The organism is Streptomyces sp. NPDC031554 (assembly GCF_055580685.1).
In genome coordinates this window covers 144,109-166,797 of the sequence record NZ_JBVIKX010000012.1, presented here as the reverse complement: position 1 = coordinate 166,797, position 22,689 = coordinate 144,109, and the positions used below count along the sequence as shown (strand labels likewise).

General features: G+C 72.4%; 23 protein-coding genes and 2 pseudogenes. 6 read left to right on the top strand and 19 right to left on the bottom strand.

Going from position 1 to position 22,689, the window contains the following annotated elements:
- Window positions 1-24: 24 nt before the first annotated feature.
- The 3 genes from aztC to aztB are packed head-to-tail and all read right to left on the bottom strand — an operon-like array spanning window position 25 to window position 3,110.
- Complete coding sequence (aztC, locus tag ACZ5FU_RS27940; RefSeq protein WP_451778589.1) at window positions 25-1,002, bottom strand: zinc ABC transporter substrate-binding protein AztC; 978 nt, start codon at window positions 1,000-1,002, stop codon at window positions 25-27.
- On the bottom strand, window positions 999-2,234 hold the full coding sequence (locus tag ACZ5FU_RS27935) for a hypothetical protein (RefSeq protein ID WP_451530527.1): 1,236 nt from the start codon (window positions 2,232-2,234) through the stop codon (window positions 999-1,001). Before ACZ5FU_RS27935 ends, aztC begins: the two co-directional genes overlap by 4 nt.
- 21 nt (window positions 2,235-2,255) lie before the next feature.
- The gene (gene aztB / locus ACZ5FU_RS27930; protein ID WP_451530526.1) at window positions 2,256-3,110 is read right to left on the bottom strand and encodes a zinc ABC transporter permease AztB; all 855 of its coding nucleotides are present in this window, start codon (window positions 3,108-3,110) and stop codon (window positions 2,256-2,258) included.
- Between the two features lie 15 nt (window positions 3,111-3,125).
- Between aztB and aztA the strand changes: the two genes are divergently transcribed.
- From aztA to ACZ5FU_RS27915, 3 genes and pseudogenes are all read left to right on the top strand, one after another.
- Window positions 3,126-3,869, top strand: coding sequence for a zinc ABC transporter ATP-binding protein AztA (gene aztA / locus ACZ5FU_RS27925; protein ID WP_451778587.1), 744 nt, complete (start codon window positions 3,126-3,128; stop codon window positions 3,867-3,869).
- 192 nt (window positions 3,870-4,061) lie between these two features.
- A pseudogene (locus tag ACZ5FU_RS27920) lies at window positions 4,062-4,364 on the top strand (ISL3 family transposase); the annotation flags it as partial.
- 250 nt (window positions 4,365-4,614) lie between these two features.
- The gene (locus ACZ5FU_RS27915; RefSeq protein ID WP_451778584.1) at window positions 4,615-4,995 is read left to right on the top strand and encodes a beta/gamma crystallin domain-containing protein; all 381 of its coding nucleotides are present in this window, start codon (window positions 4,615-4,617) and stop codon (window positions 4,993-4,995) included.
- A gap of 289 nt (window positions 4,996-5,284) precedes the next feature.
- On the opposite strand, the gene leuE is transcribed toward ACZ5FU_RS27915, so the two are convergent.
- The 7 genes from leuE to ACZ5FU_RS27880 form a co-directional block, all read right to left on the bottom strand.
- Window positions 5,285-5,929, bottom strand: a complete 645-nt coding sequence (leuE, locus tag ACZ5FU_RS27910; RefSeq protein ID WP_468839194.1) for a leucine efflux protein LeuE — start codon at window positions 5,927-5,929, stop codon at window positions 5,285-5,287.
- 120 nt (window positions 5,930-6,049) lie between these two features.
- Window positions 6,050-6,937, bottom strand: a complete 888-nt coding sequence (locus ACZ5FU_RS27905) for an NAD-dependent protein deacetylase (protein WP_468839191.1) — start codon at window positions 6,935-6,937, stop codon at window positions 6,050-6,052.
- Between the two features lie 64 nt (window positions 6,938-7,001).
- A complete protein-coding gene (gene ppk2 / locus ACZ5FU_RS27900; RefSeq protein WP_468839188.1) occupies window positions 7,002-7,976 on the bottom strand; it encodes a polyphosphate kinase 2 in 975 nt (324 codons plus the stop codon).
- 280 nt (window positions 7,977-8,256) lie between these two features.
- Window positions 8,257-8,931 carry a DUF3618 domain-containing protein gene (locus ACZ5FU_RS27895; RefSeq protein WP_451531399.1) on the bottom strand — a complete coding sequence of 225 codons (675 nt, stop codon included), beginning with the start codon at window positions 8,929-8,931 and terminating at the stop codon, window positions 8,257-8,259.
- Window positions 8,907-9,329, bottom strand: coding sequence for a phage holin family protein (locus tag ACZ5FU_RS27890; RefSeq protein WP_451778579.1), 423 nt, complete (start codon window positions 9,327-9,329; stop codon window positions 8,907-8,909). Before ACZ5FU_RS27890 ends, ACZ5FU_RS27895 begins: the two co-directional genes overlap by 25 nt.
- A 1-nt stretch (window position 9,330) precedes the next feature.
- Window positions 9,331-10,032 carry a hypothetical protein gene (locus tag ACZ5FU_RS27885; protein ID WP_451531397.1) on the bottom strand — a complete coding sequence of 234 codons (702 nt, stop codon included), beginning with the start codon at window positions 10,030-10,032 and terminating at the stop codon, window positions 9,331-9,333.
- Window positions 10,033-10,500: 468 nt separating this feature from the next.
- Window positions 10,501-10,671 (bottom strand): DUF5670 family protein, encoded by a 171-nt coding sequence (locus tag ACZ5FU_RS27880; protein WP_030933194.1) that lies wholly within the window; start codon window positions 10,669-10,671, stop codon window positions 10,501-10,503.
- Window positions 10,672-11,062: 391 nt separating this feature from the next.
- Between ACZ5FU_RS27880 and ACZ5FU_RS27875 the strand changes: the two genes are divergently transcribed.
- Window positions 11,063-11,635, top strand: a complete 573-nt coding sequence (locus ACZ5FU_RS27875) for a dihydrofolate reductase family protein (RefSeq protein ID WP_451528364.1) — start codon at window positions 11,063-11,065, stop codon at window positions 11,633-11,635.
- Window positions 11,636-11,680: 45 nt separating this feature from the next.
- On the opposite strand, the gene ACZ5FU_RS27870 is transcribed toward ACZ5FU_RS27875, so the two are convergent.
- The 3 genes from ACZ5FU_RS27870 to ACZ5FU_RS27860 are packed head-to-tail and all read right to left on the bottom strand — an operon-like array spanning window position 11,681 to window position 14,011.
- Entirely contained in the window at window positions 11,681-11,971 is a 291-nt protein-coding gene (locus ACZ5FU_RS27870; protein WP_451528365.1) for a DUF1876 domain-containing protein, read from the bottom strand.
- 45 nt (window positions 11,972-12,016) lie between these two features.
- Complete coding sequence (locus ACZ5FU_RS27865) at window positions 12,017-13,369, bottom strand: nicotinate phosphoribosyltransferase (protein ID WP_468839185.1); 1,353 nt, start codon at window positions 13,367-13,369, stop codon at window positions 12,017-12,019.
- Between the two features lie 39 nt (window positions 13,370-13,408).
- Complete coding sequence (locus ACZ5FU_RS27860) at window positions 13,409-14,011, bottom strand: Rv1733c family protein (protein ID WP_469047260.1); 603 nt, start codon at window positions 14,009-14,011, stop codon at window positions 13,409-13,411.
- Window positions 14,012-14,728: 717 nt separating this feature from the next.
- Between ACZ5FU_RS27860 and ACZ5FU_RS27855 the strand changes: the two genes are divergently transcribed.
- The gene (locus tag ACZ5FU_RS27855; RefSeq protein ID WP_451528460.1) at window positions 14,729-16,204 is read left to right on the top strand and encodes a bifunctional aminoglycoside phosphotransferase/ATP-binding protein; all 1,476 of its coding nucleotides are present in this window, start codon (window positions 14,729-14,731) and stop codon (window positions 16,202-16,204) included.
- A gap of 184 nt (window positions 16,205-16,388) precedes the next feature.
- Here the strand turns inward: ACZ5FU_RS27855 and ACZ5FU_RS27850 are convergent, their stop codons facing one another.
- From ACZ5FU_RS27850 to ACZ5FU_RS27830, 5 genes and pseudogenes are all read right to left on the bottom strand, one after another.
- Window positions 16,389-17,102 (bottom strand): CBS domain-containing protein, encoded by a 714-nt coding sequence (locus ACZ5FU_RS27850; protein ID WP_451528368.1) that lies wholly within the window; start codon window positions 17,100-17,102, stop codon window positions 16,389-16,391.
- 84 nt (window positions 17,103-17,186) lie between these two features.
- The gene (locus ACZ5FU_RS27845) at window positions 17,187-17,588 is read right to left on the bottom strand and encodes a cyclic nucleotide-binding domain-containing protein (RefSeq protein WP_451528461.1); all 402 of its coding nucleotides are present in this window, start codon (window positions 17,586-17,588) and stop codon (window positions 17,187-17,189) included.
- Between the two features lie 438 nt (window positions 17,589-18,026).
- Window positions 18,027-18,284 (bottom strand): annotated as a pseudogene (locus ACZ5FU_RS27840) (FtsX-like permease family protein); the annotation flags it as partial.
- Window positions 18,285-18,578: 294 nt separating this feature from the next.
- The gene (locus ACZ5FU_RS27835; RefSeq protein ID WP_451528369.1) at window positions 18,579-18,887 is read right to left on the bottom strand and encodes a hypothetical protein; all 309 of its coding nucleotides are present in this window, start codon (window positions 18,885-18,887) and stop codon (window positions 18,579-18,581) included.
- On the bottom strand, window positions 18,875-19,165 hold the full coding sequence (locus tag ACZ5FU_RS27830; protein WP_451528370.1) for a hypothetical protein: 291 nt from the start codon (window positions 19,163-19,165) through the stop codon (window positions 18,875-18,877). The genes ACZ5FU_RS27835 and ACZ5FU_RS27830 overlap by 13 nt, the downstream gene beginning before the upstream one ends.
- Window positions 19,166-19,391: 226 nt before the next feature.
- Here ACZ5FU_RS27830 and ACZ5FU_RS27825 point away from each other — a divergent pair, with 226 nt between their 5' ends.
- The gene (locus ACZ5FU_RS27825; protein WP_451528371.1) at window positions 19,392-19,760 is read left to right on the top strand and encodes a hypothetical protein; all 369 of its coding nucleotides are present in this window, start codon (window positions 19,392-19,394) and stop codon (window positions 19,758-19,760) included.
- Window positions 19,761-19,956: 196 nt separating this feature from the next.
- On the opposite strand, the gene ACZ5FU_RS27820 is transcribed toward ACZ5FU_RS27825, so the two are convergent.
- Entirely contained in the window at window positions 19,957-22,128 is a 2,172-nt protein-coding gene (locus tag ACZ5FU_RS27820) for a TerD family protein (RefSeq protein WP_469047258.1), read from the bottom strand.
- Between the last annotated feature and the right edge of the window lie 561 nt (window positions 22,129-22,689).

Here is a 22,689-nt window from a genome sequence, read left to right as displayed (position 1 = left end):
CGGCGTGCAGGCAGGCTCAGAAGGTCAGCCGCCGATCAGGCCGTCGACCATGGCGGTGGTGTTGGCACGCATCATCCGCAGGTAGGTGTCGGCGCCCTCACCCTTGGCGGTCAGCGATTCCGAGTAGAGCTCGACGACCCGCACCTGGCCGCTCATCTCCGTACGCAGTACCTCGGCGAGCCGTGTGGGCTGGGAGGAGTCGGCAAAGACGGTGCGTACCTCTGCCCTGTCCATCGCCTCGGTGAGTGAGCGGAGGTCCGAGGAGCTCGGTGAGGCCAGCGTGGTGCCACCGGGGATGACCGCGCCGATCACCCGGAAGCCGAAGCGGTCGGCGAGGTAACCGAATACGTGGTGGTTGGTCACCAGGGACCGCTTGCTCCGGGGAATGCGGTCGAAGGACTTCTCCATCCAGGCGGTGAGGCCCGTGAGCTCCTCGGCGTAGCGGTCGGCGTTGGCGCGTATCGTGTCGGCGTCCACTCCGTCGACGTGCTCGATGACATCGTCGGCTATCAGGCCGGTGGCCTTGCGCACCCGGTCGGGGTCGGTCCAGAAGTGCGGGTCGGGTTGCCCTTCGTCACCCTCGGGACCGTCGTCGTCGGCCGTACGGAAGGTGAGCGGGTCGGCCGCCTCGCCGGCCGCGAAGGTGGCGACGCCGGACTCGCGGGCGGCCTCCACGTGCCGCAGTACGTTCTCTTCGAGTCCCAGGCCGTTGTAGACGACCAGGTCGGCCTGTTCCAGCTCCGCGGCCTGCACCGCCGAGAGACCGAAGGAGTGCGGGTCGGCGTCGGGCTTCATCAGGACGGTGACGGCGGCCTCGTCACCGACGATCTCCCGGGTGACGTCGCCGAGGATGTTGGTCGTGACGACGATGCTGGGCCGGTCGTCGTCGGTGGTGCAGGCGGCGGCGGTGGCAACCGTGACGAGGGCGAGCAGGCCCACGATCAGACTGCGCAGGCGTGCGATGCCCACCCTCGCGCGCTGCTTCGTCTCGGCCGGGATCATCGGCCGGTCTCCGCCATGAGGACCGGCTTGACGTCCAGGTCGAAGGAGCGCGCGATGCGCAGGCCGTCGTTGTAGTCGATTTCGAACACCTTCTTGCCGTCGGGGTCGTTGACGTAGGCGCGACTGCGGTCGACCTCGATGACGGGGGCGCTGCCCTCGATGTCGGCCCGCTCTCCTCCCGTCAGGAGCGGCTTGGGCCGCGCGGTCTGCTTTCCGGTGGCGATGTCGTAGCCGTGCAGCGAGCCGTCGGTCTCCAGAACGAGCAGGGGAGAGCCCTCTCCGGCTGTGTTGGCTGCGACGACCGGTCCGGTCTCCACCCGGGTCCAGGTCGGCCCGGTGACGTCGAGGACCCATACGGCATCGTCTCCGGCCGGTGCGGTGAGGGTGTCGCTGCCGGATCGCTGGCGGAAGGCAGTGGCCCGTTCCTTCCTCGGGACGTCCCTTCCGTAGGGGATCTTCTCGGCGGTGAAGACGCCGTCTCGCGTACGGACGAGCAGGGCGCCGTCGGCGCAGCCCAGTACCACGCCGCGTCGGGTGATGGCATCTCCTCGCGGCTCCTCGCACTCCACGTCCGGGGAGGCGACGCGCTCGCCTTCGCGGTCGAGGGCGATGAGTTCGGTCGTCCCGTCCTCGACCGCGAAGGCGAGCAGGTGCTCCTCGTACGGCACGACGGCGCCGGTGTAGGTGCCCGGCAGCGTCCGGGGAGTCGCGATGTCGCCCTTCTCCAGCTCGCTCCGGTCGTAGAGGGTGGTGCGTCCGTCCTCGTCGGTCACCGCGGTCACGACGATGTCGCTGCGTACCTGCGCCCGGCTGCCCACGGGAAGCTCACCCACGTCCCTTGTCGCGGTGCTGTAGTAGTGGACGTGGTCCCCGTGGTCCACCGTCCAGGCGCCGCTGTCGATCACATGGGTGCCGCCGGAGGCGTGGAGGTAGCCGAACCTGCCGTCCGTACCCAGCCGGACGGCGCCTTTCACCCGGGTGGTCTTGTGCACCTTGCCGGTGATGAGGTCGAGGACCCTGCTGTTCCCGCTGTCGGGGTCGTTCAGGAGGAGCCGAGACTGCTGTTCGGCGGCCTCCTGCGCTCCCTCGACGTACCCGTGTGGAGCGGCGGAGGGGGAACTCGCCGTGGAGCTGGGGCTGTTGCCTGTGTCTTCCGCGCAGCTCGTGGCGAGCAGCGTGGTGAGTACCAGTGCGGCCGAAGCCCACGGAGTGACGTTTCTGCGGACGGTCATGACGATCGCCTCAGGCTTCTTTCAGTTGACTTCGAGTACGGGGGCGGGGACATGGCGCGCACGGCGGTGACGCAGCCCGGACAGCAGGTGGGAGAGGAAGAACAGGCTTACCGCGAGGGCCGCGACGGTCGCGCCGGCGGCGGTGCTCAGGTGCCAGGACACCAGCAGGCCGCCGAACGTGGCGGTGGCACCGAGCAGGGCGGCGAGCCCCATGACCGCGCGCACGCTGCGGGCCCAGGGCAGGGCGGCCGCCGGCGGTGCGATGAGCAGTCCGAGGACGAGCAGCGTTCCCACGATGTGGAACGAGGCGACGATCGCCAGACCGAGCAGGCCGAGCAGCACCGTGTGGGCCAGGCGCGGCCGCAGCCCCAGGGTCCGGGCCTTGCGCGAGTCGAATGCCAGGGCCAGGAAAGCACGGTGACCGAGGACCGACACCACCAGCGCCGCGAGCAACGCCGCCGCGAGCACGAGGAGGTCCTGCTGCCGGACGGCGAGAACGTCACCGAAGAGAAAGCCGGTCAAGTCGACTGCGAAGGACTGCGAGCGCGACACAATGATCACACCGAGTGAGAGCATACCGACGAAGAGCAGCCCGATGCCGGTGTCCTGGGACAGCCTCGGTGTACGGCCGAGCGCGGTGACGCCGACCGTCATGACGGCGGCGCTGGCCACCGCGCCCACCATCAGGTTCCCGCCGAACAGTGCGGCCAGCGCAACACCCGGCAGCAGCCCGTGGGACATGGCGTCACCGAGGAAGGCCATCCCCCTCAGCACCACCCAGGTGCCCGCCAGCGCACAGATCGCGGACACGAGCATCCCGCCCCACAGGGCTCGCTGCACGAAGGTCACTTCGAAGGGGGCCGTCAACCATTCCATGCCGAGGACACTACAATGAAAATCATGTTCAACACATCGCGGCCCTTGCCCGCCCCACCCCCGAAGCGGGCTGCTCACATCCATTTCTCCGGGTTGTGCGCCGGCTATCCGGGCCGCTCGGTGCTCCGCGAAGTCAGCGCGGAGATACCCAAGTCGGCCACGACGGCGCTCGTCGGGCCGAACGGCAGCGGCAAGTCGACCCTGCTCGGTGTTCTCGCCGGTGTGATCCATCCGACGTCCGGCGACCTCCATCACGAAGGAGATCGGCCACCCGCGTTCGTACCGCAGCGCGGAGCCGTCGGCGACACCCTGCCGCTCACCGTCCGGCAGACCGTGGAGATGGGGCGTTGGGGGGAGCGCGGGCCGTGGCGCCGACTGACCCGTCGGGATCATGCGACCGTGGACGCGGCGCTCGACCGGCTCGGCATCCAGGACCTCGCCTCGCGTCAACTGGGCGAGTTGTCGGGTGGGCAGCGCCAACGCACGCTTATCGCACAAGGGTTGGCGCAGGAGTCGGACCTGCTGCTCCTCGACGAGCCGACCACGGCTCTGGACCCGGAGGCGAGGGAGCGGATCGGGACGCTACTGACAGCACTCGTCGCCGACGGAGTGACGGTCGTCCAGGCCACGCACGACCTGGAAGTCGCGCGCGCGGCGGACGTCTGCCTCCTCCTCCAGGAGGGCCGTCTCGCCGGACAAGGGCACCCGGACCAGGTCCTCACCACGTCGGCACTGGCCCGCGTCTGGCGACCACTCTGAAAAGCGGCAACGCGTCCAGCCGCAACGGCCCGACCGGGAACACCGGCCGAGCGGGGCTCCGGGCCGACTACCGGACGGGGATCGCTTCGCCCCCATGACCCTCTCCGCCTCACATCGCCTGCGGCGACGTAGCTGCGGTCTTTCGGACGAAGTCAATGCCGCCCTCGCCCTGCCCCCACGCCCAGGGCACCCGCCTTGAGTGAGGTCAAGGCACACAGCACCTGCTGGGCCGCCGTGCTGGACGCATCCACAACGGGCCCCGTGCGCAGGCGACCCCGGAACGCCGGCACCAGGTCCACGACCTGCTCAAGAAGGGCGTGGGCCTGCTCGAGTGCGCCCGCCGACTGCAGCCGGCCCGCGCGCATGCTCCGCGTCCCCCCATGCCGCGCCGGCCTCGTCGACCCCTACCGCGAGCACCTGCGCAAACGCCGTGCCGAAGATCCCACCGTCCCCGTCCGGCGCCTCTTCGAAGAGATCAAGGCCCTCCGGTTCACCGACTTCCGGATGATCCTCACCGAACCCGATCTGCCGAAGGCCGCCCGGTTCCCCTGCAGGAGCAGGTCGCCCGCCGCTTCTGGAGTACTTGTCCCCCGTGCGAGCTACTCGAAGTGTCCACCTTCAGGGGACGGCTCCGGGCCGTTGCACCCGTAGCCTCTTGATCTGAAGACACCATTCAACCGTGTGGTTTCAACGAACCAAGACGGGCAGTCGTCGAAATTCCGCAGTTTCGTAGAGGAGAACTCACGTGAGGCGAATCATCCGGCAGGCAGCCAAGGCCGCACTGGCAGCAGCCGTCGCGGGGTCCTCGCTCATGGTCGCCCCCCAGTCCGCGTCCGCGATCGACTCCGTCGAGTGCTACAACATCAGCGAGTACCTCCACGTGTACTGGCACAGTTACTCCGGCGGCTCCTGGAGTGCCTTTCACACGTGTTATGCCAATGCCGGAGAACGGTCCTTCGAAAGGCCGGGCAGCCAATGGGTCGACCAAATTCAGACCGGCAACAACCGGGTCCAGTGGTACGGGGACGGGAGGTGGCAGCCCGACACCCCCATCGACAAGTGGACCACCTTCACCTGGCCGAACTACCCCGGCGGCGTCCGGATAGAGAAAATCAGGATTCTCTGATTCGCCGGTAGGCACCGCATGGCCGACCCGTACCCCGGCAGCGGATCGTGTCCTGGACTGGTGGCTGTCGTCGTGCTGGCGTGGAGGGCATGACTGAAGCCGGTTGCTGGGCCGACGAGTTGGAGTCGGTGTTCGCCCGGGTGGTGGGTCGGTTCGCCGGCCGTCACCCTTGCCTCACTCCTGATGTGGGCGTGACATGCGAAGACGATTCCCAGTGCCTCATGCTGCTCCTGGAGGCTCATGCGGGCGAACAGGGCCGCAGCATCGTCAAGACGAGACCGCCGGCCCTCTACACGCTTGCCAGAGACAGCTTGACGGCGAACCCCAGGAAGAGCGCCCCGGCCGCCGAGGTGGCCCCCGCGCTGAGCGCCCTCCGGCGACGGAACGCGGCGGCCAGACGAGCGCCGCCGAAGATGAGCGCAGACAGGTACAACACGCTTGCCACCTGGGCGAGTACGCCTAGAGTCACGAACCCCACGACCGGGTTGGACTCCGACACGAACTGCACGAAGAAGGCGACGAAGAACAGGATGGCCTTGGGGTTGAAGAGGCTGATGACCAGGGCCCGCCGGAAGGGGCGCTCGTCGGCGACGGTGGCGGGCCGGAGGTCGGACGCGGCCCGCTCCCGTCGGCTGCGCCACATCTCCCACGCGGCCCGGAGCATCCCGACGGCCAGCCAGGTCAGATAGCCGGCGCCCGCGTACTTCACGATGCCGAAGAGCACGGCGTTGCCCTGGAGCAGGGAGGCGACACCGGCGGCGGAGAGCGTCATCAGCACGGCGTCGCCGCACCACACGCCGGCCGCGGCGGTGTAACCGGCCCGCATCCCGCGCCGGGCGGCCACGGAGAGGACGTACAGCGAGTTGGGGCCGGGCAGGAGGATGATCAGGGCGAGCCCTGCCAGATAGGTGGGGAGGTCGTTGACGCCGAACATGGCAGGAAGTGTCGCACGTCGGTACGGGATGTCCCACGGGGCAGACCCTGGGGAGAACCGCCGGTGGCGCCGCGCCCCCGTCGTCCCCTCACTCAGGCGGCCCCTCCCTCAGACGGCGTCCTAGTCGTCCACGGGGATGCCCAGGCGACGGGTCACGGCGGTGAGGGCCGTCCCCAGCGGGAGCGCCACCCGGGCCGTCGCGTGCCGGTCGCCCCGGGTCGGGTCGAGGTTGACGATGTGAACGGGTTTCCCGGCACCGGCCGCCTGACGGACGAACCGCAGCCCCGACATCACCGTCAGCGAGGAGCCGAGCACCAGGAGCGACGTCGCGCCGCGGACCAGTTCACGGCAGTCCTCGACCCGCTGCGGCGGAACGGGTTCGCCGAAGAACACCACGTCCGGCTTGAGGATGCCGCCGCACTCCGCGCAGGGCAGCGTGCGGAAGTCCCCGACCTGGTCGTCGGTGAGGTCGGCGTCACCGTCCGGGTTGACTCCCGCGGCCACCGGCTCGAAACCCGTGTTGGCCTCCGCCAGCCGCCGGGCGAGCTCCCGGCGGGCGCTGACGGCGCCGCAGGAGAGGCAGACCACCCGCGCCAGGCTTCCGTGGAGTTCCACGACGCCCTCGCTGCCGGCGGCCTGGTGCAGACCGTCGACGTTCTGGGTGATGAGACCCGAGAGCAGGCCGTGCCGGCCGAACGCGGCCACGGCCCGGTGACCGGCGTTGGGGCGGGCGCGCCCGAAGGTGCGCCAGCCGAGGTGGCTGCGCGCCCAGTACCGGCGCCGCGCCCGGGCGCTGGAGGTGAACTCTTGGTAGGTCATCGGGGTGTGCCGGTTCAGGCTCCCGCCCGCACCCCGGTAGTCGGGGATGCCCGACTCCGTGGAGATGCCCGCCCCGCTGAGGACCAGCACGCCGCCGGTGCCCAGCGCCTCGACGACCGGCTCCGGGTCCGTGGTGCCGGGCGGCAGGTCCTCGGTGGGCGTCCAGCTGAGGGTGGGCCGCATGCGCATGCCCACCAGGGTACGGAACCGGCCGGGACGCGCGCGGGCCCGGAGGACCCGCGCGCGTCGCGGGTCATCGAAGCGCGGCGGTTCCCGTGGCGGGGTGCTGTCCGGGCCCTTCGGTCCGGGCGGTCAGCGGGGTCGGTGAGAGCGCCGTGTCCTCCTCGCCCGGTTCGAGGAGGGTGGCGGCGGCGCCGACGATGAGCGGGTCGGGCTTGCCGACCGCCTCGGGGTCCTTGGCCGTGTAGTCGATCCGGTGGAGCAGGCTGCGCATGGCCTCGAGGCGGGCGCGCCGCTTGTCGTTGCTCTTGACGACGGTCCAGGGGGCGTGTTCGGTGTCGGTGGCCCGGAACATCTCCACCTTGGCCGTGGTGTAGTCGTCCCAGAGATCGAGGGACTGGACGTCGGTCGGTGACAGCTTCCACTGGCGGACCGGATCGACCTGGCGGATCGCGAACCGCGTCCGCTGTTCCGCCCGTGAGACGGAGAACCAGAACTTGACCAGGATGATGCCGTCGTCCACCAGCATCTTCTCGAACGGCGGGCACTGTTCGAGGAAGAGCTCGTACTCCCGCTGCGTGCAGAAGTCCATGACGCGTTCGACTCCCGCCCGGTTGTACCAGGAGCGGTCGAAGAAGACGATCTCTCCCGGTCCGGGGAGATGACCGACGTAGCGCTGGAAGTACCACTGGCCCCTTTCGCGGTCGGTGGGTTTCTCCAGCGCCACGATGTTGGCGCCGCGCGGGTTCAGACGCTCGGCGAAACGCTGGATCGTGCCGCCCTTGCCCGCGGCGTCGCGGCCCTCGAACACCACGGCCAGGCGGCCGCCGGTGTCCTTGATCCAGCGTTGCAGCTTGAGCAGTTCGATCTGCAGGACCCGTTTGCCCCGCTCGTAGTCGGCGCGCGTCACCTTCCGGTCGTAGGGGTAGTTCTCCCGCCAGGTGGTGATCGGTTCGCCGGCTTCGTCGAGCAGGATCGGCTGTTCCGGGCGGCGGTCGTCGACCGTCAGGCCGGCCAGCAGCCGTTCCTCTATCTCCTCGTGGTCCATGCGTCCTCGCTCCCTGTGTGGGCGGCCGTGCCTTCTGGGCCCCAAGGGGCGGTTGCCCGGAAGGGGGCGTCTCTCACCCCGGTGAACGCGGTTCGCCCGGCCCCGTTCCGTCGCCCGGCCGCCCCGTTCCGTCGCTGCCTCGTCGCGCCGCTGCTCCGTCCCGTCGTTTCGCCGGCGAGGGAGTGGCGCGGGTGTCGTCGCGGCAGGCGGCGGACGACGCCGCCTCCCCTCACCGGTGGCGGGGGAGGCGGCGTCGTCGACGGCCGGGCGGATCCGCCGGTCAGCCGGTTCCGGGGCCGCTCCGCTTGGCCTCGTCCACGACGTTCCTGCCGGAGTCGCGTGCCTGCTCCGTGACCTGGCCGGCCTGGTCGCGGGCGTCGTCCTGGGTGGTGCGGGCGGCCTGGGCGGCACTGCCCTTCACCTCGGCGGCCGCGCTCTGCGTCACCTCCTTGGCGCCCTCCTTGAGGTGCTGCGCGGACTCCGTGGCGGCCTGCTTGACCGGCTCCAGGGCATCGCTCTCCATGAGGTCGGACGCCTTCCGCCGCTCGGCGGTGGACGCGGGCGGCAGGGAGGACACCAGCACTCCGACGCCGAAGGCGACCAGGCCGGCCGCCAGGGGGTTGCCGCGTGTCTGTCGACGGGCCAGGTCGGGTGCCTGTCGTACGGCCTGACCCGCCTGGTCCGCGGTGTCCCGCACCGATTCGGCCGCGCGTCCGGTGCCTTCCTGGAGGGAGGTGGCCGTGGACTGCGCGGCACCGCTCACCCCGTGCGCGGTGTCCGACGCCGTCCCCATGACCCGTTCGCGGATACCCGACACGGCGCCCCGCATCCGCTGCTTGCGGCGGTGCACCGCCCGCCGGGGACTCGTGCGATCGGCGAGCCGGTCCACGTCCGCGGACAACCGGCCGCGGGTGGCCTCGATCTCGGCCCTCATGTGGTCGGATGACGTGCCCATTCCGCGTTCTCCTTCATGGTCTCGACGGTTCGCTCGGGCTTCGGTGAGACGGTGCGCATGCGTTCGCGGCCCTTCCGGTACAACACGGCCGCGACGACGGCCCACACGGCCGTGACGATCAGGGCGGCCCAGCCCTCGTCCATCACGTTGGCCAGGCCGAACACGGCGGCCAGCGACAGGAACAGCAGGACCATGTAGCCGGCGAAACCGGCACCGCCGAACATCCCGGCGGCCTTGCCCGCCTTGGTGGCTTCCTCCCTGATCTCCGTCTTGGCCAGCTCGACCTCCTGGCGGAAGAGCGTCTGGAGGTCCCCGGCCACCTCGGACAGCAGCCGGCCCACGGACCGGTCCTGCTCCTGCGGCTCGGTCGAACCGGTGAGGGGGGAGAGCGTGGCCATCTCACACCTCCGGGTACGGCCGGCCCGGCGTGCCGTCCGGCTGCGTACCGGCGACCGGCGGAGTCGGCGGCACCGGCGGCACCACCGGCGGAGCGGGCGGCACACGGCCGGGGGCACCGTGGGCGGCGCCCGTCGGGGAACCGGTGGACAGCGCGGGGGAGAGGGGAGCGTCCTGGTCCGGTGCTCCGGCGGGCAGCGCCGACCCGTTCCCGTCGGACCGGGCGGATCCCGCCGCCCGGGCCAGGCGTCCGACCGCCACTCCGGCCAGCAGAGCGCCCCCGAGGAAGACGCCGGGCCGTCGGCGGGCGAAGTTCTGGAGGTCGGAGACGAGGCCGTCGACGCCCTGCTCGTCCAGGTAGTCGGCCGCCCGGCGGCCCCTGTCGGCGGCCTGGGCGGCGAGGCTGCGGGCCGGCGAGTCGCTCCGGGCGTTCTCGGCCAGGCCGGACAGGTCGCCCGCCCACTGGCGCAGCGTGCCCGCGGCCCGCCTGGTCTGACCCTCGGCCTCGTCCATCGCACGGTGGCGCAGCTCGTCGATGACCGTGCCCGCCTGCTGTCGCGCCTCACCCACGACGTTCTGCACCTGTTCCGTCGCGGTTCCCGCCACGTGGGTCGCGGCTTGTTTGGCCTGTCCGGCCGTCGCCGAGGTCTCCGCCCTGGCCTTCTCCCGGGTCGTCCCCGTTCCTGTCTGTGTGGAATCAGTCATCGGCGGCTTCTCCTCGTCGGATGGGCTGCGTGCAGGGGAGGCGGTACGCCGTGCGTCGCACGTGACCGCCCGTTCTCGACACGAGTGGCCCCTGTGTCCTGTCTGACACATTTCGGGAAGAGGAGAATGTGCGGCCCCCTCACGGCGGGATCCGGTGGGAGGCGAGGGGCGTGCCGCCCGTGGAGCGGTTGCCGAGGGCGGTCCGTCCGGCGGGCGGCGACCGCCGACCCGCCCGGCCGGGGCGAGGAGGTGTCCGAACCCGTCGGGGGAGGCAGCCCTCAGAGGGCCGGGGCCGGGGCCCGGTGGTTGGAGGAGCAGGTTCCACTGCTGCACCGGACCCCGGCTGTGAGGCTGGTGCCCGGAAGGGGGCCTCTCATGCCGTTTGTCCGAGGGCGCGTTCCGTCGGGGGACATGCCCGTGGGCCCCGGGTTTTCCCGGGGCCCACGGAATCGGCTGTCGTCCAGCGGGTCACCAGCGGTACCAGCGGCCCTTGCGGCCGCCGGTGTCGGCGCTGCGCATGACGAAGCCGAGCAGCCACACGACCAGCACGATGACGGCGATCCACCACAGTGCCTTCAGCGCGAAGCCCGCGCCGAAGAGGATCAGGGCCAGCAGGAGAACGAGAAGCAGGGGAACCATAGTTATCAACCTCCGCCGCTCCTGGTGCCCGGCGAACGGAAGAACACACAGCCCGAACACCTGGTTTCTTCACCGTATTCGCGGGCAACGGTCACGGACTCCCCACCGGCGCTCGCCTCATCTCCGGAACCGGCCTCCGCCTCGTCTCCGGAACCTCCGGAACCGGCGCCGCCGCTCCCGTGTCGATCATGACAGGTCCACAGGTCCACAGGTCCACAGGTCCGTGGTGGGCGACCGATGAGTTTCACGATGATCCACGGTCGGAGAACATGGCGGGTGCGCGACAGCCGCACACGCGGCCCCGTCGCGCGCCCCACCGACCTGCCGACATCAGATCAACCGGCCGCCAGACCGTCCGGCCGTCAGACACGAGACAACCGAGGAACCTCCGATGCGCACCCTGATCAGCACCGCGTTCGTCTCCCTCGACGGCGTCGTCGAGGCCCCGGGCGGCGAGCCCGGCTACCGGAACTCCGGTTGGACCTTCAAGAACGTCGAGTTCCTCCCCGAGGCCTTCGACATCAAGGGGAGCGAGCAGCGGGAAGCCACCGCGATGCTCCTGGGCCGCACCAGCTACGAGGCGTTCAGCCCGGTCTGGCCGGACATGGAGGACTTCGCCGGCTACAAGGCGATGCCCAAGTACGTCGTCTCCACCACCCTCACCGAGGGCGACCTGGTCGCGAACTGGGGCGAGACCACCATCCTGCGCTCCCTCGACGACGTCGCCGCGCTGAAGGAGACCGACGGCGGCCCGATCATCGTCCACGGCAGCGCCGCCCTGAACCACGGTCTGTCGGACGCCGGCCTCATCGACCGTTACCACCTGCTCGTCTTCCCGCTCCTGCTCGGCGCGGGCAAGCGCCTGTTCAGCACCTCCGACAAGGACGCCCAGAAGCTGACGCTGGTCGAGCACGAGGCCTACGCCAACGGCGTGCAGAAGAACGTCTTCGACGTCGTCCGCTGACGAGGGGCGGGCCGCACGTACGCGGGGGCGCGGGGACGCCGCGCCTCACGTGAGCCATCCGTCGGCGGTCCGCCGGCGGGGCGGCCGCGCGGCGCCCACGCCCTCGAGGTCGCGCTCGGCGGTCCTCAGCAGCTTCCGGGCGAGGTCGTTCATGGCCCGTCCGGCCGCCAGTTCGTCGCCGATCTCCGGCACGTCGGGGTCCGCCGGATGGCAGTGCGCGCTTCCGTGGCCGGTGAGTTCCGTGGTGCCGGTGTCCAGGGTCAGCTGTGCTTTCGTCGTTCCCGCGTCGTCCTCGAACAGATGAAGACGGACCGTCCATTGTGCCGTGTGCGGCATCGCTCTCCTCCTCGATCCGGATGGTGGGGCGCGTCGTGCGACGCGTCACGGGGTGCGGGACCGCGCGGAGGCGGCCCGCATGCCGTCCTCGATGCGGTGCCGGACGACGGCCGTGAGGTCGCCCAGCGGCCGTGAGACCGTCGCCCGGGGTGCGACGGGCGCGCGGATCCGGCGGGCGGCCGGGGGCAGCGCCTCCAGGTCCGCGGCGAGCCGGTGCCGGCTCTCGTCGAGCGTGGGCCGTCCGCCGGTGCGCCGCCCGTCCAGCATCACCGTCTCCAGCAGCGGCACCCCGCCGTCGGGGGGCCGCTCGTCGGCGAGTCCGATCACGTCGGCGCAGCCGGGCCGGCGGAACACCTGCTTGCGGCCGGGCGCCGTCACCTTCGCCGACGAGAGCTTCATCACCGGCCGTCCGTCGAACTCGACCATCTTGTAGGCACAGTCCAGGTACGGCGCGTCGGCCGACACGCCGACACGGGTGCCCACGGCGTACGTGTCGACCGGGGCTCCGGAGCGGACCAGGTCGTCCACGGCGTACTCGTCGAGACCGCCGCTGGCCACGATCCGCACGTCCGGCAGGCCCGCCTCGTCGAGGAGGGAGCGGGTCCGCACGGCCAGGTTCCCCAGGTCCCCGCTGTCCAGCCGCACGGCGGAGCCGGGGCCGCGGTCGAGGTCCCGCAGGACGCGTGCCGCGACCCGGACGCCCTCCTCGGTGTCGTAGGTGTCCACCAGCAGGGTCACCGGGCCGGGGTGGGCGCGGGCGAAGGCGCGGAACGCGTCCTCCTCGGAGGCGAACGCCTCCACGAAGGAGTGCGCCATGGTGCCGACGGCGGGTATGCCGCACGCGGTGGCCGCCGCCACGTTGCTGGTCCCCGCGAAGCCGGCCATCGCGCTCAGCCGCGCGGCCAGGAACCCCGCCTCGACGCCGTGGGTGCGCCGCAAGGAGAAGTCGACGACCGGCCGGCCGGCCGCCGCGAGCGTGCAGCGCACGGCCTTCGAGGCGATCGTCGTCTGGTGGTTGAGCTGGTTGAGCACGTACGTCTCCACCAACTGCGCCTGCGGCAGGGGCGCGGTCACCTCCAGCAGTGGTTCGTCCGCGAGCACGATCCGCCCCTCCGGGACCGCCCGCACCCGCCCGGTGAACGCCAGCCCGAGCAGGGGCTCCAGGTCCTCCGGCGGGCGGTGCAGCGCCGAGGCGAAGGCGGCGACGTCCTCGGGACCGACGCGGAAGTCGGCCAGGTGATCGAGCGCCGACTCCAGGCCCGCCGCCACCAGGAAGCCGCGCCCGGGCGGCAGGGAGCGCGTGAAGAGGCTGAACGTCGCGGGGGCGGTCTTTCCCTCCCGCAGGTAGGACATGGCCATCGTGACCTCGTACAGATCGGTGGTCGTGGCATCCGACATCACTGTCACCTCCCGGGCCCGCGGCCGCGGTCGTGTCCGTCACGGGCGGAAGCGCTCGGACCACCGGGGCTCCACGGCGTTCCACTCGGCGTCCCACTGCGCGTACCTCCTCCGGTCCAGGAGCAGCCGCGTGCCCGTCCAGGCCGCGCCGGACGTGGCGACCACGCCGAACGCGGCCATGCCGCCCATCAGCCAGCCGCTGGTCGTCGCGTTGAGCCCGCTCGCGGGCGGACCGGTGACGGTGCCCTTCCGGTCCACCCACACGCGCACGGTGGCGCCCGCGGGGGTCCCCGACTTGACGAGGGCCGCTCCGGTCCGCACGACGCCGTCGGTGTCGGTCCAGCGGACCTGCGCCGGTCGCGTCGCCCGGTCGTCGCCCACGACGTCCGCCGTCAGGCGGGCGGTGACCTGGTGCCGTTCCGCCGTCTGGGCGCGCACGGTGTCCATCGACGCCTCGTACGCCGCCGTCCCCGCGCTCACCGCGGCCGCCGGCAGCCCGAGGAGGAGAACGACCACGAGGACGCGGCGGCACCAGCACTCGAACCTGTCGGACGGACGCCTCAGGGGGTTCGCGCCCCGAGACGCGTGACCGCCGTGCCGCGACGGCGGACCGGGTGTGTACGGCGAACCTTGTGTGTCCATGAGTCGGCCTCCAGCGACTCGCCGGCCGTCCCCACCCCCTGTTCCCACCGTCGGACGGCGACGGGGCCGGGGAACAGGGCCAAAGGTCCCTGTGCCACCGGTTTCCGGCCCCGCCCGCGGCCCCGCGGATCCGGCCGGGGGTACGACCGCGTCGGCACCGGTACCGTCACCGGAACCAGGAGCGGCACCGGCACCTGAACCTGAACCGGAACCAGGAGCAGGAGCGGCCCCGGGACCGGAACCCGGCCCCTGACGCGGTTCCGCGCGGTCCCGGCGCGACCGGTCACGGGGGGAACTGCCATCGCGGCCCTCTCCTCTCCCGGCCCTCTCCTCCCGCGGAGGGGCCGCGCTCCCCGGCCCCCTCCGGCGCGGCTCCACATGCGCCGGGAGGGGGATTGGGGTACTCCTCGAAGGGACGCCCCGCGTCGGCGTGCCGGCGGACGTCCGGCACGCGCACGCCGGAAGTCGCCCGTCACCCGCCGTCGTATCCAGCTTCGTACGAGACGGAGGCCGCCGCCATGCAGCCAGTCGTCACCGTGGGCCCCGACGGCCCGCCCGGACGTCTCGCCGTCGCCCGCCGCCGGCCCGCCGCCGTCGCCGTGGTCCCCCATGACTGAGCCCGGCGCCGGCGGGCGGGCGGCGCGGCCGGTGACCGGGCCCGGGGGGCCCGTGCCGCGGTCCGGCGCGCGGCAGGAGGGCGAGCCGCCGCGCGCCGAGGTGCACGAGACCCACACCGCGATCGTGTTCTTCGCCGGCGATCGCGCCTACAAGGTCAAGAAGCCGGTGGATCTGGGCTTCCTGGACTACACCACGCGAGAGGCGCGTCGGAGCGCGTGCGCCCGCGAAGTCGACCTCAACCGCCGTTTCGCCCCCGACGTCTACCTGGGCCTCGGCGAGTTCCGCGGCCCCGGCGGGGAGACGCCCGAACCGCTCGTGGTGATGCGGCGCATGCCCGCGGACCGGCGCCTGTCCCGGCTGGTCCGGGAGGGGGCCGTCCTCGACGACGTCCTGCGGGCCGTCGCCCGGCACCTCGCCGCGTGGCACGCGCAGGCGCCCCGCGGCCCCGAGGTGGCCGAGCAGGGCACGCGGGACGCCCTGTCGGCGCGCTGGGAGGCGAGCTTCGCCCAGGTGCACGCGCTGGCCGACGACGGCTCCGCGCCCGACGGGGTGGCGGAGACGGAACGGCTGGTGCGGCGCTATCTCGCCGGCCGGGAACCGCTGTTCGCGTCCCGCATCGAGCAGGGCCGGGTGGTCGACGGCCACGGCGACCTGCTCGCCGAGGACATCTTCTGCCTCGACGACGGCCCCCGCGTCCTGGACTGCCTGGAGTTCGACGACCGGCTGCGCCACGTCGACGGCCTGGACGACGCCGCGTTCCTCGCCATGGACCTGGAACGGCTCGGCGCCCCGGAGGCCGCCGCGTACTTCCTCGCGCGGTACGGCGAGTACTCCGGCGACCCCGCACCCGCATCCCTGTGGCACCACTACGTCGCCTACCGCGCGTTCGTCCGCGCCAAGGTCTCCCTCATCCAGGCCCATCAGGGAGCACCCGGCGCGCGGACGGCGGCCGGCCGGCTGGTGTCGACGACGCTGCGTCACCTGCGCACCTCCGCCGTCCGCCTGACCCTCGTGGGCGGGCTGCCCGGCAGCGGGAAGTCGACCCTGTCCGGGGCGCTGGCCGACCGGCTGGGAGTCACCCTGCTCAGCAGCGACCGCGTCCGCAAGGAACTGGCCGGCCTTCCGGCGGAGCGGTCCGCGGCGGCCGGCTACGGCGAGGGGCTCTACACACCCGAGTGGACCACCAGGACCTACACCGCCCTCCTCGACCGGGCGGCCGCCCTGCTGTCCGCCGGCGAGTCCGTCGTCCTGGACGCCACCTGGTCCGACCCGGAACGGCGCGAGGCGGCACGGCGTGTCGCCGAACGCACCGGCGCCGACCTCGTCGCCCTGCGCTGCCGCGCCCCGGACGAGGTGGCCGCGGCCCGCCTGAGCACACGCGCCCCCGGCCCGTCCGACGCCGGTCCGGACGTCGCCGCCGCCATGGCCGCCCGCGAACCGGCCTGGCCCGAGGCCGTCACCGTCGACACCGGCGGTCCGCTGGACTCCGCCGTCACCCGGGCACTGGCGGCCGTACGCCCCTGGGGCACCGGGCAGGCCCCGGTCTTCCGCCGCCCCTACATGGAGCCGGACTGACGCGGCGTCCCGCCGTGCGGGGCCGTGCTGCCGCAGCGCGGCGCCGGAGCGACCGCGGAGGCGGGGGAGCGAGGGAGCGGGGAAGCGGGTACCGCGGGAACCGCTCTCCCGGGTCGTCCCCGCGTGAGCGCACTCGCCGGGAGCCGCCACGGCACCGTCCCGCGGAACACGCCGTCGCGGCGGCTCACCGCGCCCCCTCCTCGCCGGTGCCCGCCACGCCCGTGTCCGCCTGGCCGGTGTCCTCCGTGCCGGAGGCCCGGCCGGTCAGGCGGGGCTCGACGTCCACGACGCCCTCCACGGCGCGTACCAGGCGCACGGCGACCGAGACGAGCGAGGTGTCGTGGACGTGCCCGCGCAGGGTGACGACCCCTTCGCGCACGTTCACGTGGATGCCGTGGCTGAGCCCCGGGAAGAGGTACGCCACCACGGTGCGCCGTACCTCCTCCTCGATGCTCTCGTCCGGCCGCAGGAAGACCTTCAGCAGATCGGCACGGCTGACGATGCCCTGGAGCATGCCGACGTCGTCGACCACGGGCAGTCGCTTGACGTGCCGGACGGCCATGGTCCGGGCCGCCTGCGCCAGTGTGACGTCGCCGTGGACCGTGATCGCGGGAGCGCTCATGAGCCCGGCCGCCGTGGCGGCCGTGGCCTTCGCCACGGCGGACGACCGGCCGCCCTGTCCGGCGAGGCCCTCGTCCCCGTCGCGGAACTCCTCCTTGGGCAGCAGGTCGGCCTCGGAGACGACACCGATCACCCGGTCCTCGCCCTCGAGGACGGGCAGGGCACTCACCCTCCACTGCTCCATGGTCCGGACGATCTCCTTGAAGGGCGCGTCACGGCCGACGGCCACGACCGTCCGGGTCATCACGTCGCTCACGATGTGCGGGGTCTGCGGCACTGCCTGGCACCTCGTTCCGTAGCGTCTCGTCCCGTGCTGTCCCGATCCGCGGCGTCCCGATCCGGGACGTCCCGTTCCGCCCGGTCAGGGGACCTCGCCCGCGCCGTGCGGCGCGTACAGGTCGAGCAGCCGCACCCGCGCGGCCCTGAGCCGGCGCGCGAGCACGCCGGAGACGTAGGTGCACAGTTCGTGGTCCAGTCCCGGGTCCCGCGCGCACATCTCGCGGACCGGCGCCGCGTCGAACTCGTAGGCACGCACCGGGCTGTCGGCCTCGGCCCCCAGATGCCACCGGTGGGGAGGGACCAGCCAGGACCAGCCCAGCAGCTTCCCGGCGCCGATGGTCTCCACGACCACCGGCCGCCGTCCGGGCACGCGCAGGTCGAGCGCCACCGTGCCCGTGTGGATGATCCAGAAGCGGTCGGCCTCGCCGCCCTCGTCGAAGACGCGCTCGCCCGCCGCGAACGACACCTCGCGCGCGAGGCCCATGAGCCGCTCGCGATGCTCCTTGGTCAGGGCGCCGAAAACGCCGCTCCTCGTCGCCACGGTGCACTCCCTTCTCCGCGACCTCGACGGGGGACGGACCCCTGTCCGGTCCCCGGCGTCCCGGCACACGGCCGACGCGCGGCCGGGCCGGGGGCCGGGACCCGGTGGCCCCCCGCACCCGGCCGCATGACTCCACCATCGCCGCAAACAGGCCGGGCGCAACCCGGGCGGGGTACGGCCGGGAACCGCCGCCGGCGACGCGGGCGCCGTACCGCCGCCGGTGCGGCGGGCCGTCCCCGGCCGCCCGTCACTCGGTGACGCGGACGGCGAGCGCGGGGCGGATGGCGGCGGCGCGCCGTGCGGGTCCGACCGTGGCCAGGGGCGACGCGGCGAAGGTGGCCGCCCCAGGCCGCCGATACCGCTCCATTCGACCGGGAAACCCCCTTCCATGCCTTCGAAGGCGGCGCTGTCGCGGTACATCAGCCAGGTGGTGAGGACGCCCAGGAGCGAGCCGAGGAGGATCCCCTCCAGGGCGATGAAGGAGCTCTCCCACAGGAAGGACCGCTGGACGGTCCGGGCCCGGAAGCCGAGGGCCCGCAGGATGCCTATGGTGCGGCGGCGTTCGCGCACGGCCCGGACCATGACGACGCCCAGGCCGGTGATGCCCACGCCGAGGCCCAGGGCGAGGAAGCCCTGCATGAGGCGGAAGAAGGCGGTGCTGGAGTCGAACTGACGTCGGATGTCCGACTCGATGGGGGTGGCGACCAGGCTGGACGCGGGCTGCTGCCCCTGCAGCCGGGCCGCCAGGGCGTCGGGGGAGACGCCGGGTGCCGTCCTCACCAGCGCGGAGGCGTTCTGGGCCTGGGCACCGAAGAGTTCGCGCGTCGCCCGCTCGCCCAGCACGACGGGGTACGTGGTCGGACTGGCGCGCCCGCCGCCGCGCGTCCCTCCGCCCGCGGAGTTCCCGGGCCCGCCCGAGGCGGGGCGCCCCGGTCAGGGCGTCCGGCACTCCGGGTCGTCCACGATCACCGCGTGGGCCGGGAGGACCACGACGTCGTCCTCGCCCTCCTGCCGGACGGACTTCGTGGTGGCGTAACCCCGCCGGCCGTCCCCCACGCACTTGGTGGCGACGTTCCCGAACCCGTCGGGGAAGTTGTACACCTCGGCCGGGGAGTCCTCCCCGGCCCGGCCCGCCACCGGCGCGTCGGCCTTGCCCCGCTCGTCGTAGTGCTCCTCGGAGCACCCCGAGACGGCGAGGACCACGAGCACCGCCCCGAGGACTCCCCTGATCAGCCGGCGCACGTCGTGTCCTGCACGATCTCGATGTTGGACGGCGCGCCGGCGTTGGTCGTCACATACGCCCGGAACCCGTGTCCCACACACTTGGTGGCCAGGTTCCCGAACCCGTCGGGCATGTTGAACACCTCGGCCGGAGTGTCGTCGCCCGCCCCGCCCCGCACGGGGGCGTCCCCCTTGCCGCGCTCGTCGTTGTAGTCGTCCGAGCATCCGGCGACCATGCTCCCCACGACCACCACCAGTCCCGCGGCCCACATCCCCGCACGCCTGCGTGTACGCGTCATCGTCTGTTCCTCCCTCGCCTCGAGTCGGCGATGAGGGAGACAACTCGTGGCGCACCTGCGGTTCCTGACCGGCGAGGACTTCACCGGAACCCCGGTCCGAAGCCGGGCCCGAGCCCGAATTCATATCCCTGTTCGACTGGAAAGTCCCTGTCCGAACTGATCGGCGGGCCGTAGAAATGCCTTCTCGGCCTGACCGGCCGCCCGCGATCAGAAGGAGTCACCACAGATGCGTCGCCTTCGTTCCGCCTGTCTGGCCCTCACCGGCACGGCAGCGATGTTCGCCCTGTCCGCCGCGCCCGCCCAGGCCGCTCCCGGTGATGTCTTCACCTCCTGTGCGAGCGTCGTCACCCCGGCCGGTTACGTCGACGTCAGCTGGGGCTACAGCAGCAGCTGCGGCACGCAGAGCTTCAGCCCGAACATCAAGCAGATAAAGCAGCTCACCGGTCTGCCGGTCGGCACCGTGGTCAACGCCTGCGCCTCCACCTACCAGCCCGCCGGCTGGGTCCAGACCAGCTCGTACTACACCAGCAGCTGCATCTATTCGTCGACCCCCAGCCTCAGCAACAACGCCTGGCAGCTGAAGCGCGTCTCCTGACCCGCAGGCGTGGTGAGTCCCCTCGGCGAGCGCGGTGAGACCCGCTCGCCGAGCGGGGGGAGCGCAAAGGCGCCCGCGCGGTGAGCGCGGGCGCCTTCGTCGAGCGACGTCGACGGCGAGGAAAGCGAAAGAACTCGTTTCAGAAGGAGTGGAGAAGGAAGTCCTTTCATGGCCTCGCCGCGGGCAACGCTAGCACTCAGGCCGGGATCAGGTCGCGGAGATTTTCTGGCGTGACGACCCGGGAGTCCGGGTGCAGCCCCTCGGGACGTTCGAGACCGATGTACAGCACCGGCTCGTCCGGCACCGGCCCGCCGTCCCACCGCTCCACGACCGTGGTGCCGCCGGACAGGAGACCGACCAGGTGGCGCACCGTCAGGTACTCGCGTTCGACGACGGCGCGCACCACCTTGGACACCGACACCTGGTTCTCCTCGACCCGGTTGGCCGACGAGACGCCCCTCAGGTAGAGGTGCAGCCACTTCGCCCGCCAGCCGCCGTCGTCCTCGCGCCGGAACGCCAGCGGCAGCGCCACCCGGCCCGCCCCGCGCAGATCCGACTTCATCCGCACCGTGCGCGGCTCGAACGGGCGGCCCTCCTGCTCACCGTCGCGCAGCATGAAGCCGAAGAACGACTCCGCGACCTCCTCGAAACCCTCACCGGCGTAGACGTTGACCTGCGGAACGACGAACGTGCTGCGCACCCGTTCCAGGGACAGGTCGATGAACTCCGAGGCCCCCTCGGGCGCCTCGGTCACATCGCCCGAGTGCCTGCCCCCGAGCGCCGTCAGGGAGGTGTAGGACAGCCAGGAGTCGGTGCTGTAGTCCGTGTGCAGGAGCAGCGCCGAGAGGTCGTAGTCGGTGCGCTGCCCGGCCTCCTTCCAGTACACGAAGAAGCGCAGCCGCTCCCCCTCGACGGCGGACACCGAACCGCGCGGCAGGACGCCGAGCCCGGCCGCGGTCGCCCTGCCGCTGAGCGGGAGCGCCACGTCGAGGATGCCGGGACCGAGCAGCAGCCGGCCCGGCGCGGGGAGCCGGCGCCGGGTCTCGGCGTCGAGGGCGGCGACCAGGCGCTCACGGTCGGCGGCGGGCACGGGCGGCCGTGCGTCCGGGACGACCCAGCCGCGACCCCGGCGGTTGACGAAGATCCGGGGTTCGGCCGTCTCCCGCTCCCGGTTCTGGAAGTGCTCGCGCACCGAGAGCACGACCCGGCCGGACACCCGCGGGGCGACCTCCACCGCGGCGGCCACCACCGCGTCCCGTTCCCCCTGGTCGGCGGCGATGCGCAGCAGGAGGTCCAGGGCACGGAACAGCTTGCCGGGAGCGGACTTCAGCAGTCGCGTCGCGCCGAGGACGTCGTACTCGTCGAGCAGCTTCTGGACACGGCTGTCGAAGGACCGGGCCTCCTTCTCGCCCCGCGCCACGGCGAACACCTCGGCGGCGTGCGGCCGGCGCGGGTACTCGTGCGGGTGGAGACGCTCGCCGAGCCGCTTGAAGGGCTCGCGGTGCGCGTGCACGTCGGCCAGCTTGGCGGGGTCCGCCGCGACCACGGCGTCGAGACCCGCGATCAGCGCCCGGCGGACCGGCCGCGGCAGGGCCCGGAACCGGGTCGGTTCCCGCAGCGTCACGTCACCGCCCGACAGGGCGCACGCGAGCCGCAGCACATCGGTGACGGTGTCCAGCAGGAGGTCCGCGCCGGCGGCGAGACGGGCCCGGTTGACCACCGCGCGGTTCTCCCGGACCGGGACCGACTCGGGCTGGGGGCCGAGCGCGCACCGCTCGGCGAGGATCCCGAGGTCGCCCAGGTGCTCCTCGCCCAGCGGCGTCGTGCTGCCCGCCAGGGCCAGGTACAGGTCGGTGAGTTCGTCGTCCAGATCCCGCCCGAGGTGCAGGACGGTCACCCGGTCGCGGTCCGAGGCGATCAGTTCGTCCTGCGCCGCGAGCATCTCCTCGTAGGTGTGCCGGTAGCGGCCGTAGGAGGGAAGACCGAGCAGGTCCAGCGTCCCGTGGGCCGACCGGGTCAGCACGTTCTCGCGCGAGGCGTCGTCGGCGAGCGCCTCCGCCACGCACCGCGTCCAGAACTCCTCGGTGTCCGGCACGTTCGCGGGGAAGTCGATGAAGTACGGGTTGTGCCGGACGTGGTCGCCCACCATCTCGCTCACGGTGCGCAGCGTCCGCCCGGCCGTGTGCACGACCGCGGCCTCGGACAGTCCCGACAGCCGCTCCAGCAGCTCCGGCGACAGCTTGAAGCCCACGGACATCAGCGCCGCGTCGAACTGCCGCGCGGCGGCGGCTCCTTCGCCGGCGGAGCCCGCGGGGGAGGGGAGGCGGTGGGTGTGCCGGATGACCAGCGATTCGAGACGGTGCGCCATCCGGGGATGATCGCAGAGGTGTGCGAGCCGGCGCACAGGAGTTTTCCGCACACGATGTGCGGACGGGACGTCCGCGCGCCCCGTCCGCACGCCCCGGTGTCGAACCGCTCCGCGTCCCGGCCGCCGCCGGACGGGACACCGTACGACGATCCGCGTCCGGACAGCCGCATGCCTCCCGTGGGGAGCCGGGAGGTGCGGCGGACCCGGCCGTCCGGCAGACGGGACGGCGCGGCCCGGCGGGCGGTCCTTCGTCCGGGGGAGGCGTGACCCGCACCCCCACCATGCATCATGAACCGGCCGCCGGAACAGATCGCGGCCGAAAGTGGTCGGTACGGGCCGCGGAGGACCGCCGCCTCCGGACGGGCCGCCGACGGCTCACGCACGCGCGCGTGCCGGCGGGACGCCGCACCGGCGCACGTGTCGTCGTCCTTTCCGACGGTGCGCCGGTGTGACGAGATGGGTTTGGGTGCGATCGGGTGGTCCGCCGCCCGGACCGCAACTGCCGACCGCCCGGACCGCCTCCTGGACACCGAACGAACGCCGAACGCACACCGACCTTGG

Coding starts and splice junctions, on each gene's coding strand:
- ACZ5FU_RS27875 (WP_451528364.1), top strand. CDS start 11,063: ATGCGCACCCTGATCAGCACCGCGTTCGTCTCCCTCGACGGCGTCGTC.
- ACZ5FU_RS27865 (WP_468839185.1), bottom strand. CDS start 13,369: ATGTCGGATGCCACGACCACCGATCTGTACGAGGTCACGATGGCCATG.
- aztB (WP_451530526.1), bottom strand. CDS start 3,110: ATGGAATGGTTGACGGCCCCCTTCGAAGTGACCTTCGTGCAGCGAGCC.
- ACZ5FU_RS27885 (WP_451531397.1), bottom strand. CDS start 10,032: ATGACTGATTCCACACAGACAGGAACGGGGACGACCCGGGAGAAGGCC.
- ACZ5FU_RS27880 (WP_030933194.1), bottom strand. CDS start 10,671: ATGGTTCCCCTGCTTCTCGTTCTCCTGCTGGCCCTGATCCTCTTCGGC.
- leuE (WP_468839194.1), bottom strand. CDS start 5,929: ATGTTCGGCGTCAACGACCTCCCCACCTATCTGGCAGGGCTCGCCCTG.
- ACZ5FU_RS27860 (WP_469047260.1), bottom strand. CDS start 14,011: ATGGACACACAAGGTTCGCCGTACACACCCGGTCCGCCGTCGCGGCAC.
- ACZ5FU_RS27820 (WP_469047258.1), bottom strand. CDS start 22,128: ATGGCGCACCGTCTCGAATCGCTGGTCATCCGGCACACCCACCGCCTC.
- ACZ5FU_RS27895 (WP_451531399.1), bottom strand. CDS start 8,931: ATGGGCACGTCATCCGACCACATGAGGGCCGAGATCGAGGCCACCCGC.
- aztC (WP_451778589.1), bottom strand. CDS start 1,002: ATGATCCCGGCCGAGACGAAGCAGCGCGCGAGGGTGGGCATCGCACGC.
- ACZ5FU_RS27905 (WP_468839191.1), bottom strand. CDS start 6,937: ATGCGCATGCGGCCCACCCTCAGCTGGACGCCCACCGAGGACCTGCCG.
- ACZ5FU_RS27825 (WP_451528371.1), top strand. CDS start 19,392: ATGCGTCGCCTTCGTTCCGCCTGTCTGGCCCTCACCGGCACGGCAGCG.
- ACZ5FU_RS27935 (WP_451530527.1), bottom strand. CDS start 2,234: ATGACCGTCCGCAGAAACGTCACTCCGTGGGCTTCGGCCGCACTGGTA.
- ACZ5FU_RS27845 (WP_451528461.1), bottom strand. CDS start 17,588: ATGGGCCTCGCGCGCGAGGTGTCGTTCGCGGCGGGCGAGCGCGTCTTC.
- ACZ5FU_RS27830 (WP_451528370.1), bottom strand. CDS start 19,165: ATGACGCGTACACGCAGGCGTGCGGGGATGTGGGCCGCGGGACTGGTG.
- ACZ5FU_RS27870 (WP_451528365.1), bottom strand. CDS start 11,971: ATGCCGCACACGGCACAATGGACGGTCCGTCTTCATCTGTTCGAGGAC.
- aztA (WP_451778587.1), top strand. CDS start 3,126: ATGAAAATCATGTTCAACACATCGCGGCCCTTGCCCGCCCCACCCCCG.
- ppk2 (WP_468839188.1), bottom strand. CDS start 7,976: ATGGACCACGAGGAGATAGAGGAACGGCTGCTGGCCGGCCTGACGGTC.
- ACZ5FU_RS27890 (WP_451778579.1), bottom strand. CDS start 9,329: ATGGCCACGCTCTCCCCCCTCACCGGTTCGACCGAGCCGCAGGAGCAG.